This is a genomic window from Butyrivibrio sp. INlla16 (assembly GCF_900104155.1).
Lineage (GTDB): Bacteria > Bacillota > Clostridia > Lachnospirales > Lachnospiraceae > Butyrivibrio.
Window position 1 is genome coordinate 152,885 of sequence record NZ_FMYB01000003.1, and the last position, 11,488, is coordinate 164,372.

8 protein-coding genes are annotated in these 11,488 nt (G+C 43.8%); 2 read left to right on the top strand and 6 right to left on the bottom strand.

The window, feature by feature from the left end; genetic code table 11:
* Positions 1–10: 10 nt before the first annotated feature.
* Entirely contained in the window at positions 11–1,888 is a 1,878-nt protein-coding gene (locus BLR42_RS02580; protein WP_207648506.1) for a PilZ domain-containing protein, read from the top strand.
* Between the two features lie 57 nt (positions 1,889–1,945).
* On the opposite strand, the gene BLR42_RS02585 is transcribed toward BLR42_RS02580, so the two are convergent.
* Together BLR42_RS02585 and BLR42_RS02590 are read right to left on the bottom strand one after the other, a co-directional pair.
* Complete coding sequence (locus BLR42_RS02585; protein WP_091866379.1) at positions 1,946–3,586, bottom strand: diguanylate cyclase; 1,641 nt, start codon at positions 3,584–3,586, stop codon at positions 1,946–1,948.
* Positions 3,583–4,224, bottom strand: a complete 642-nt coding sequence (locus tag BLR42_RS02590) for a hypothetical protein (RefSeq protein ID WP_091866381.1) — start codon at positions 4,222–4,224, stop codon at positions 3,583–3,585. Before BLR42_RS02590 ends, BLR42_RS02585 begins: the two co-directional genes overlap by 4 nt.
* A gap of 215 nt (positions 4,225–4,439) precedes the next feature.
* Between BLR42_RS02590 and BLR42_RS02595 the strand changes: the two genes are divergently transcribed.
* Complete coding sequence (locus tag BLR42_RS02595; protein ID WP_022760790.1) at positions 4,440–5,159, top strand: LytR/AlgR family response regulator transcription factor; 720 nt, start codon at positions 4,440–4,442, stop codon at positions 5,157–5,159.
* Here BLR42_RS02595 and BLR42_RS02600 read toward each other — a convergent pair.
* The 4 genes from BLR42_RS02600 to BLR42_RS02615 form a co-directional block, all read right to left on the bottom strand.
* Positions 5,154–7,652, bottom strand: a complete 2,499-nt coding sequence (locus BLR42_RS02600; RefSeq protein ID WP_091866383.1) for an HD domain-containing phosphohydrolase — start codon at positions 7,650–7,652, stop codon at positions 5,154–5,156. The two genes, BLR42_RS02595 and BLR42_RS02600, sit on opposite strands and share 6 nt — an antisense overlap.
* Positions 7,653–7,666: 14 nt before the next feature.
* Entirely contained in the window at positions 7,667–8,047 is a 381-nt protein-coding gene (locus BLR42_RS02605; protein WP_091866385.1) for a response regulator, read from the bottom strand.
* Positions 8,040–9,752, bottom strand: a complete 1,713-nt coding sequence (locus tag BLR42_RS02610; RefSeq protein WP_139165093.1) for an ATP-binding response regulator — start codon at positions 9,750–9,752, stop codon at positions 8,040–8,042. The genes BLR42_RS02605 and BLR42_RS02610 overlap by 8 nt, the downstream gene beginning before the upstream one ends.
* A gap of 116 nt (positions 9,753–9,868) precedes the next feature.
* Positions 9,869–11,485, bottom strand: a complete 1,617-nt coding sequence (locus BLR42_RS02615) for an ATP-binding protein (protein WP_091866389.1) — start codon at positions 11,483–11,485, stop codon at positions 9,869–9,871.
* Between the last annotated feature and the right edge of the window lie 3 nt (positions 11,486–11,488).

An 11,488-nucleotide genomic window follows, 5' to 3' on the forward strand; every position in this document is an offset into this window, starting at 1 on the left:
AAGTGATGTGATGAAAGATTCAAAAATTAAAATTCATGCGACCATCAACGGGCACGGAATCCTTCTTATTACCAAGGCTGAAGTGGGTGTTCGGGATGGTCTTCTTGTGGACTCACTGACCTATTTTGATGAGGATCTTACATTCGCCGAGCCTTCCAAGGTTGTAGCCGTAAACAAAAGAGACGGACGTTCCTACGAGTTTACTTCAAGCCGCATCGGGCCTGTAGAGACGCGCTATGGCAAATTCCATCTGATCAGGTGTACTGAGGATGGTAAAATCATCAACCGCAGACAGGCTGAGCGCTACGATATCGACAGACTGGGCGTCATCAGAATCGGCGACAGCAAAGATATCAGAAACGCCCTCGTTTATGATATTTCCATGAAGGGCATCGCCTTTATCCTCGACACCAATACTACGGCCAAGGTCGGAGATCACATCATCGCATCCTTCCGATACGATCCCAATTATTTTCATTTCTATGCCTGTGAAGCGACAGTTGTCCGCGTTTTCACTTTGAACGGACAGCCCGCTGTCGGTTGCACTCTCGATGCTATGGGAGCCGACCTTGTAACTCTTATCAGCAGCAAGAAAAAAGAAAAACTCGGAATCGGTGTTGACGACATTCTCGGTATCGCAGATTCTCCCGATGAAAAAATCGCATCCGGTGACAAGATACCTGTTAATTATGTACCTCAGCTCGCAGTCTCTGAAGAATACGAGCGTCAAAAGCATGCAAATAAGTGGGAACTTCCCGAAAAGAAGAAAGAAGTCGCACATGCGCCTGCGCCTACGCCTGAGCCTCAGCCCGAACCTGAGGATGCAGAATATCTTACTCCGGAGGAGGCTGCCGATCTCATTCCCGAGAGAAGCGTGGAGGATATACTTCAGGCAAGAGCCGAGCGAGTCGCAGATATTGAAGACTTGACTGATATTCGCGATATCAGCGAAATTGTATCCGCTGAAGATCTCGCAGAACTTGCATCTATCGAGGACAGAACTCCGGGGAAGAAACAAGGCTCAAAGCCTGCTTCCAAGCGGCCTGCCACTACTGCAGAAGAAAATGCTCTGAGGGAAAAAACTTCAGGCGATACTGCTCCGGTAAAAGATGCCTATCAGGAAGAACTTGATTCCATCGAGGACAGAACTCCCCGAAAGGGTGCCGGAGTTAAGAATACAGTTTCCGGCAAAACAAGGAAAACCGATGCCGTTACGGCAAAGAAAAGTTCTGCTGAAACAGTAAAGAAAACAAAGAAAAAGCCTCTTCATGATCTCTCGGAACTTGATTACATGGAAGAGACTCCCGTCAGAGCAAAGCGAAGGCAGCTCGAAGAGCTGACGGCACTTGAAAGCTCTGCTTTCAAGCCATCCAAAAAAGCAAAAAAGGAAATCGACTTTATATCCTCAGTGGTAAGCAGTGAGGAAGGTCTTGCTGCGCGCCTTGCAAATAAGGCAGCTTCAGGATCTGCAAAGAGACCTGCGCGTTCATCCGCTTCCGGCGGCAACACACGTCGTTCATCCGTTTCCGATGTACCTGCTGCAAAGAGACCCAAGGTCTCCTCTGCTCCTGTCGCACCGGCTGAGCACCAGGCAAAATTTGTCGATGCCTACCAGAGCTCCATGGGTTCCGGATCGAAATCCGCAAGAACAAATGCTGCTCCCAAGCGCCGCGGATATCTTGTAGAAAACCGTCAGGCTGACGAATCTGCAAAGAGGCAAAACGCCCATGATACCGGTTATTTCCCGGAGGACTACGACGGCTACTTCAATCAGAACGGCAATTCCGTCGATGAAGGCCTCTTCTCTCAAAACAGAAACGACGGCTTCTTAACTCCCGAGCAAATCGCCGACATCATCGAACTCGAGCGAATAAGTAAGAACGAATAGTTCCACCTCATCAGTCTGCCTTCGGCTGCTTGCTTCCCCTCAAGGGGAAGCCTTTTTTTACCCCATCTCGGCGAGTTTCATCTTTTGTTTGGCAACATACATGCGGGCGTCTGCGCGCTTGAAAACCGATTCCACATTCGCGTCGGTCTCGGGATCGTACTTCACCATACCTTTTGCGATATTGATCTTCTCCCACTCATTTACAGTCTCTAAATTGTGGCGCTCAGCCTCCACATCGAAATCGCGGAGAAGCTTGTAGCAATTATCGTAGTCATCTCCCTGAAGAATTACAACAAACTCATCTCCGCCAATTCTGAAAACAGGACTTCCCTTGAAAATCCTACAGGTAAGACGGCAGGCATTCTGAAGATAAATATTACCCCTCTCGTGACCGTAAGTATCATTTATCTTCTTAAGATTGTTTGCATCAAAAACAACTATACCGTATTCCTTCTCGCCGCCCTGTGAATCCAGCTTGGATGCGGCATCATCATATGCCGTCTTATTCTTTACGCCGGTCAGAGAATCGTGATAAGCAAGTGAATTCAGATCGTCGATGTGATGCTTTAAGTGATGAACCATCTTCTCCATGGCATGAACAAGGTCTCCTACCTCATCGCTGGTCTCTTTAGGGAAAGTCACCTCGAGTTTACCATCATTGATCTCTCTTGCAACCTGGGCAAGAGTCTTAAGTGGCCCCGTAATCCTGCGGCTAACCATAATTGTAAGGAACAGGAATGTGAACAAAACTATAATTGTTGAGATAATAACTCTTCTTGTAAGGTTATTACTCATCGCAAGTATCTCGCTTCGAGGAGCAGTTATTATAAGTCTCATACCATTAACCAGACTGCTGTAGGAGAGCTGTTTTCTCATATCTCCGAGATAATAATCAACCGGATCATCTCCGCTGCTCTCGGCTTCAAAAGACATGATACCTCTAAGGTTCATCTCTTCCACAACAGTTCCCGGATCAAAATTCGGATTGTAATAAACATCGCCCTTATCATTTGCAAGACATGCATATCCGGTGTCATAACACTTGATGGCCTTAACAGTATCAACAAGAGTATAATAATCGATATCCATTCCTGCTATACCGACAAGCACACCATTCTCATACAAAGGAACAACATAGGATATAAGATCCTTGTCAATATTCTCATTATGATAAGGCTCCAGCCATGTGGGTGCTCCGTTTTCAACCGGTATATACCACCAGTTTACACGACCCATATCGTCCTTATCGTAAGCCTTGATATCTGTAGGCTCGGTCATCTCAAATTCATCATCAAGGGAATCTCTTCTGTAAAAGAGTCCGCTCGTAGGCGGCATGATATCAGGATTATACCTGACATAATAAGAAACTGTTCCCGGAACGTTCTCCGCGATATTAGAAAAAAGGTTGGACAGCTGAACAGTGTAGCTGTCTCTGTATGCCTGATCTCCGGCAAGTTTTTCGACTGAAAAAAGGCGTTCAACCGCATAATCAGCCAGGATATTAACAGCCTCCTCCGTATTTAAGAGGACTCTGTTAATTGTATCTGCCTCCTTTTCACAGGTAAGATGCAGAATTTGAGCCGAATTGTACTCACCCGCTCGTCGCAAAGTGAAAATTGCGGTTCCGCCTACAATAAGAGCTACCATAAGAATTGCTATAGTTGTAAGAAGCGTGATTTTTTCCTGAATAGATTTCATTTTTCCCTCATTTTGTTACTGTCTCTTATAAAGACAATAAAAACTGCCAGCATTATCAGTATCAAGAAAATATACATAACCAATTCAAGTGAATAAGAATTCATAAATTCGTAAGGCGAATCTGCCTTTGCTGCATCCTCGTCCTCGATTTCAACAATCTCTTCATCCTCTGAGACGACAGACTCGCTCTCTTCGGCTTCAGCTTCATCTTCATCAGCATCTCTCTTAGCGCCGAGAACCGCTTCCTTCTCGCTGATTCTGAGGGTCCCCGGTCTAAGCTCAACGTTGACGAATTTCTCGGTCACGTTAAGTCCGCTCGGATCGAATATAGCATAGTCAGTAACTATATTGTTGTTTTCCTGATTTTCCTCAGGATAAGTAATGCTCCCTTCTGCGACTGCTTTGTAGGTATATCCCGGTGGAAGCCCCTGTGCCGTGACATCAATCTGTTCCGTAAGCGGAGTTCCGTCAAAAAGCTTCTCCGCACTCGGAGCCGTAAAGATCACCTTATTATTGTAAACACCCTGAAACTGAGCATTTCCCTTCAGTCCGCAGAATGGGAACTGAATAAGCACGCAGAGAGCAATGCAGACTCTCAAATACGTGGATATCCTGCTTCCCAGACTGTATTTTTTCATCTCCCCATCACCTTTCGCTCCTAGTCAGAGCAATTATGACATAATGTTACAAATATTATTATAACAGTCTTTTTTCAACAAAAACTACGAAATATGAACTGTTCTGTTCATAATTCGTACTTGACAAATCTAATAATTGTGATATTAGTTGTCAAAATCGTCACATTTTATGATATTATAATTAAATAAGAACATTATTATATGAGGGGTTGCATATGGGTGCATCTGATATTCTAAAAATCGCTGTATGTGATGATGAAATGGCTCAAAGGCGTCAGCTTCAGTTCATAATCGATAAGGTTCGTCCGGGTTGTGAAATTATTCTTTTTGAGTCCGGCGAGGCATTCCTGGATGCTTTCAGGCCGGGTTTGTACGACCTTATTTTCATGGACATTCTAATGCCGGGCATGGGCGGCGTTGACGCAACCACAAGAATACGAAGTATTGACGCTTCCGTTCCGATCGCATTTGCCACATCCAGCCAGGATCACGCTATGGAAGGTTATAAAAACCGTGTAATCCGCTATCTGATGAAACCTTTTGATTCTACCGAGGTTTCCGAAGTATTGGAGCTCGCTGCCTCAATGAAACATACCCAGGGCGGTGTTTCAATCAGAGTGGGAGGGAAGGATATGACCTTTCCCTTTGAAAAAATCTGTTATGTTGAACAGAGTTCTCACACGCTTTATTTCCATATGGCTAACGGAGCAACCATTCAACTTACAGGTAAACTTGACAACATCGAGGCCCAGACTCCGGACGATTCCTTTATCCGCTGCCACAAGAGTTATCTTGTGAATCTCGCCCATGTAAAATCCGTGGACAAGGATCTTCAGGTACTCCAGATGAAGGACGGAGACTCCGTTCATATCAGAAGGGAAAGTGTTCGTGAAGCAGCTCGCATGCTCGCAGATTATTCCCTTAAAAACTTATGACTCTTTATCATCTATCATTCCTATTAGCACATCCACAAGAACCGGATCAAACTGTTTCCCGCGGTTTCGCTCCAGTTCTTTTTTTATCTTTAGGGGCGGCATCACTGAGGCATAAGGACGCTGCGAAGTCATAGCGTCATAGGCATCGGCGATTCCTATAATTCTGGCCTCTATAGGAATCTCCTCCCCTGCTAGTCCGTCCGGATATCCTGTTCCGTCGTATCTTTCATGATGCCATCTGGCTCCCGTCGCAAGTCCCGGCATCTCTGAAACATTCCTAAGAATCTCATATCCTATTATAGGATGCTGTCTTACTATCTCGGATTCTTCCTCCGTCAGGCTGTCGGGTTTTCTCAAAATCTTCTCCGGAATGATAAGCTTTCCTATATCATGTACAAGTCCCATGTAATAGACATCCTGCTGGTCGGTCTCGCTTTTCCCAAGCCTTCTTGCTATTTCAGACGAGTAACGTGCAACCCTCATGGATCTGCCCGGATTGTTTATATCCCTGGAGTCCACTGTATTTGCAAGCGCGAGAAGAATCTGGGCAGACAATCCCCCACCAAGAGGAGAATCTGCGGCCTGCTGCATTCCCGAAGCCGCCGGCGCACCATCTTTGTCGTCCGCTGTCTGAACAGGCATATTTTTGTACTCATCAAGACCCTTTTTCAAAGCAATGCAAAGTTCATCAAAGTGAGTCTTCAGAGCACCATGCCCCTTAGTAACGCTTTCGTAGCGGCCCTCCTTTAATGCATTTTCAATCGCCAGTGCCTCTTCGGATAACGCGTCAGCGCCGATTGTCTTTGCTGTACTCTTTAGAGAATGCACAGATATAAGGTAGCTGTCCCAATTTCTGTTTTCCAAAAATCCCGCAAGCTCAGTACCTTTATCGCTGTCGGCAAACATCTCAACCTGCGACAGATAGAATTCCTCGTCGCCCATGCAAAAATCAAGTCCTGCAGTCACATTCATATCAGGGAAAAGCTCAGCCAGTGATTTTCTGTAAATCGTGACATCGGTCTTTTCTTCCTGCTCCTTATTTACCGGCGCGTTTTCTTTATAAAACAAGCGCTCCAGTGAAGCTCTGCTCTCGATCAGGTGTGAAGGCATCAGATCGATAAGAAGGTCGTAAAGCTTATCCGCAACCACAGGCTTTGAAAGATACGCATCAAAGCCAAGCTCCTTGAATCTCTCCTCATCTCCCCTAAGACCGCCTGCGGTCAGCATGATTACAGGGGCATCCTTACTAAGACGCTCCTCTTTCATAATACTCAGCGTTTCAACACCGTCCATTATCGGCATCATGTGATCCATGATTACGAGATCATATGTCTTTTTGCGCAATTTCAAAAGAGCCTTCTGCCCGTCCACCGCTGTGTCAATCTGCGCCTCTGTCTTTTTCATTATCTTAAGCAGCAGATCCACATTCATTGCATTATCATCAACAACCAGAATCTGAGCCTTTGGCATAATCGGAACTATTGTTTCATCTATATCTGTTTCCAAAAGAGACGAATAGTCAAAAAGGCTGTTTATATCCACATCCTCTCCGGGATTCTGCGCAATCAGATTGAGTAGATTATTAAAGAAAGCTAAAAGGGTTTCGCCCGCACCTTTTATCTTAGAAGCATACTCTGACACCCTGGCTTCTCTTGTGTTTTCCAGTATCAGATTATCAAATCCGAGAATTGAATTAATAGGTGTTCTTATCTCATGGGACATCTGTGATAAAAATTCACTCTTCGCTTCACTTGCTTCCTCTGCTTTTTTTCTTGCTTCCAGAGCTTCCTTCTCAGCCTTTTCAAGTTTTCCTATGGTCTTCTCAAGCCTGTGGAAATCCGGTGTCTCCAAAGAGAAAAACAGTACCAGCATCGCAAGTGATGCAGAAAAGAATATGAGGACCAGATTTGTAAGAAAAAACGTCTGAATAACATAAATTGCAAATACTATGGAAGTCGCTATTCCTATACTAAACAGCTGCAAAATTGTATAGCAGTCGTGGTTAACCGCAGTAAATCCAGTTGCCAATATTACATAATATGCCGGCAGAAGGAATGAACACGCAAGATAGAACGCCCCGAATGTGTAGCCATTTTCCGGCGTATACATATAAACATTCCCGGTATAAACATTTTGAACCATCAGGAAACACTGCAGAATAACCACAGCAAGATTGATCTTATGAAGAAGTGTGTCCTTGATATCAACATTTGCACAGGCAACTATATATTCCGCATATGAATTTGCGGCAACTGTCGCAGATAAAATATTGAAAGCATGTATCACATAATGTCCGACTACAGGAATCTCCCCTGTATAAATAAGTGTTGCCTCCGTCGCCACATCTACAATAGTTGCTATTGTAAGGTAATACGCAAACTTCCTGAATGCCTTAGTGGTCCTTGACGAATCCGTGTAAGTGATTGTCAGGAAAAGGCATATCATCAAGTTATATAAAATTGCTGAAAGCTCAAAGAACAGCCTATGAAACATCAGCCTGATCCCCCTTAATCAGAAACCTTTGCATACATTGAAATTGCAGCCTTAAGCATATTAAACTCTACCGGCTTCTCCAGATAATTAATAAAACCGGTTTTCTTCAAAAAATCCCCCTGAAAATCCGTGGCACTCCCAAGTACAATTGCATTTGTAGCCGCGTTATAACCGGGATTTTTCTCCAGAATCATTTTTTTGAGATCCGACCCAAGACTCCCCTTTAGGAAATAATCAATAAAGATCAGATCATATTTTTTTATGGCCAACTGCCCAATAGCGGCATCCGGACCGTCTGCTTCCGTAACCTCAATGTTTTCAATCTTCCCAAGAAGTTCCGAGAGATACAGTCGCTCCGTTCCGGAATCATCCACAATTAAAATTTTCTTACTCACCCTTTTCCACCTGTAACTGCATAATTATTGAGTCTGAAAGCGTATTTTTTTCCGCTATAAATGTACCGATTCTTTCACGCAAAAGTTCGAACTCCTTTTTTCTGCATAATAGTTCAAGTTTTTCCGCCATCTTCACAAGGTTTTCTGCACCTATAAGCCTGGCCTTGTGTATTTCGGACATGATTATCGCTATCGCTTCCTCATAATCCCCACCTCTTACCGCAGCGGAAAGATCTGAAGAAACATCCTCCTCCGAATAGGAAATCAAAATCTTTTTATACAGTCCCGTATCATGAAGAAGATACTCTCTTGCATTGGCCACGCGAAGCATCGGCAGTTTTTCCTGCAGATTCTCCCAGGCACTGATATCCATATCATCTCTGGCCTTTGCATCCTTCTTTGGAAGATACTTTTTAAGCACTTCCCTTACCTTATCCTCTGTAAAAGGTTTTGTCAGATATGCTGCGAACCCTTCATTTAAATACTTCTCTTCCTCACCCGCGATTGCATTGGCAGTCAGCATAATTACAGGAGTATTATCGCAAAGCCTCTCATTCCTAAGGATTTTCAGTGCTTCCACACCGTCCATAACAGGCATCAGATGATCCATGAAAATGAGGTCATATCTGAATTTTCTGACCTGCAAAATAGCTTTCTCACCATCGGTCGCCGTATCCACTGTAAAGCCCATGGGCGATATCATTCTTACCATTAGATCCAGATTCAGCGGCGTATCATCCACCACAAGTATCCTGATCTCCGGAGCTCCGGAAAGCCCTATACTTCTTTCGCTGCTCTCATCCTCCAGATATTCAAGCTCATCACCTCTCTCAATGAGCTCTGCCATGGAAGGCAATCTTCTTGGTCCGTTCTCATCAGTCTCCTCCGACACATAATTAAGCACATTTTCAAAGAAGGTCAAGAGTCGCTTCGCGGATATTTTTACACGTCTCGTATATTCTCTTGTCGCCTCCTCGTTTGTATCAGCCAGGATCAGATTCGAATATCCCATGATTGCATTTACGGGAGTTCTGATATCATTTGACATCTGTGCAAGAAACCTTGTCTTTGCACGGCTTCCTTCCGTAGCCCTGATATTTGAAGCTTCGAGTTCTCTTTTTGAAATGGACAATTCCTCCAGGGTCTTTTGAAGTTTTGCATAATCCGGAGTTTCCAAGGTGAGAAACATCACTAGTATTGCAAGTGATGCCGCAAAATAAGTGACCAGAAGACTTCTGTATACAAACATTTGGAGAGCGTAGAGTCCTATCATAAAGAAAAAGGTTCCAACGAGCGCATACTTCATCTTCTTGGCATAGCTCTCCGGATGACTCAGTATAAAAACTCCGCCATAAAGAATATAGTATAGGGGATACGCATACACTATCATCATAAAGAGCGCACCGGCCTTGGGCTGCCCATTATCAAGATAATAGAAAACCGTTCCCGTAAAAATGTTCTGAATAATGATTACCGCATAAATTCCCAAAAGCACTTTATTGATAAATGCCCCTGTGGTCGTATTGTACTCATCCCCGACGTAAGCTATTACATATCTTATGAACTGATAAGATCCGGTAGTCGCCAGAACATAGTTTAATGTATTCACCAGGTACTTGATGGCTATAGGTACACCGGCGCCTATACTGATAAGTACTGCATCCACAATATCAATAACAGTACCCAGAAACACAAGATAAGCCAAAATTTTAAATTCTCGATTTACTCTTGTGTCTTCCTTATATTTCAAGCGGAAAAACACGCACAATATGAAGTTTAGCGGAACCGTTGCCAGCTCCAGAAATATATTGTATTTGAGTATCAATTCACACGCTCCCGTTGTGCAAGTATTGTTAACGCTTCATTCAGTTTTTCTTCCGTATCCAAAAGCGGAACATCTTTCTTTTTTGTCATAATATCCTTCACGGACATGTGTTTTATTTTATCTGCCGGGATATACTTTTGAAGGATCATCTCAAGTTCTTTAAATGCCACCGGTTTTAACAGATAATCCGTAAATCCAAGCTTTTTATAATCACTCGTTGTTTCCTGAAGAGCTCCTGCCGTAAGAGCTATGCAGGGAGTCTCTCTATTCCTGATTTTTTCAGCGTCCTTATCCGGATTATATTTCTTCCTGTATTTTTTGCCCGAATTATATTTTCTCTTGTCGTGACCCGGCTCGTAATCTCCGCGTAGCTTTCTTATCATCTCACCGCCGTTTATTCCGGGCATTCTAAGATCAACAAAAATCACATCATAATCATTTTTCTCTGCAAGCTCCAAGCCTGTCGTGGCCGAGAGAGCAGAATCAACCTGTATACCTGTACCATTAAGAAGTCCTTCCATAACCGCCAGATTCAGTTCCGCATCATCAACCACAAGCACTCTTGCCTCCGGAGCAGTGAAACTTATTGCAAAATGATTCTTGTCTGCGACATTTCTCGCATAGCTCTTCTCGAAATCTCCCACAGGTTCCCTTCCGGCAACCCTTTGTTTAATTGAAAAATGGAAATTACTTCCCTCTCCGTAGATGCTTTCAACCTTCAGCTCAGAATCCATAAGTGATAATATCTGCCTTACGATTGAAAGACCAAGGCCGCTTCCCTCAATATTTTTTATCTTATCCTCTTCAATACGCTCGAAGGGCTTATAAAGCTTCTGTAAATCCTCTTCTCTGATGCCTATACCTGTATCTCTTATTGCAACCTTGAGCAGAATCTCCTCATTATCTGATCCCGGGTTAACAGGCAGTGCCTCAAAATCCATGGAAAAATCAATTTCACCTTCATCGGTGTACTTAACGGAATTGGTAAGAAGATTTGCAATACACTGCTTAAGTCTGTCGGCATCACCATAAAGCCTTCGCGGAATGTTTTCATTAACAAATCCCTTAAGATCAAGTCCCTTGGCAAGCGCTCTCGGTCTGATAAGACTCATCATATCCTCGATAACCATGCCTACGTCGTACTCGGCAATGAACAGTTCCATTTTACCGGCTTCTATCCTCGAGTAATCCAGTGAATCATTTATGAGAGATAGAAGTGTATTTCCAGCAGAGCGAATATTGTACGCATACTGGCGAAGTGCAGGATCATTGTACTCTCTCAGAATAAGCTCGTCGTAACCCAGAATTGCATTAATTGGAGTCCTGATCTCATGAGACATATTTGCAAAATATTCCATTCTGCGCCTTGCCTCTTCTTCATCACTTTCCTTTTGTTTTCTCAGGACATCGTAAGCACTGTCTCTCTGGCTGGACATGTACACATATCCCGCAAGTACCAGGAACAATGCAAAAAGCAGCGTAAATAACAAAACCCACAGTATTTCCCATCTGTAGGCAATTGCCACGCCGCCCAAAAACAAGCTGATCAGCATCAGAAAAACATATATTATGAACTTAACGCGATGCGCGCTTAAAATATCCCCAATTTTCATTGT

Coding starts and splice junctions, on each gene's coding strand:
- BLR42_RS02615 (WP_091866389.1), bottom strand. CDS start 11,485: ATGAAAATTGGGGATATTTTAAGCGCGCATCGCGTTAAGTTCATAATA.
- BLR42_RS02580 (WP_207648506.1), top strand. CDS start 11: ATGAAAGATTCAAAAATTAAAATTCATGCGACCATCAACGGGCACGGA.
- BLR42_RS02585 (WP_091866379.1), bottom strand. CDS start 3,586: ATGAAATCTATTCAGGAAAAAATCACGCTTCTTACAACTATAGCAATT.
- BLR42_RS02590 (WP_091866381.1), bottom strand. CDS start 4,224: ATGAAAAAATACAGTCTGGGAAGCAGGATATCCACGTATTTGAGAGTC.
- BLR42_RS02600 (WP_091866383.1), bottom strand. CDS start 7,652: ATGTTTCATAGGCTGTTCTTTGAGCTTTCAGCAATTTTATATAACTTG.
- BLR42_RS02595 (WP_022760790.1), top strand. CDS start 4,440: ATGGGTGCATCTGATATTCTAAAAATCGCTGTATGTGATGATGAAATG.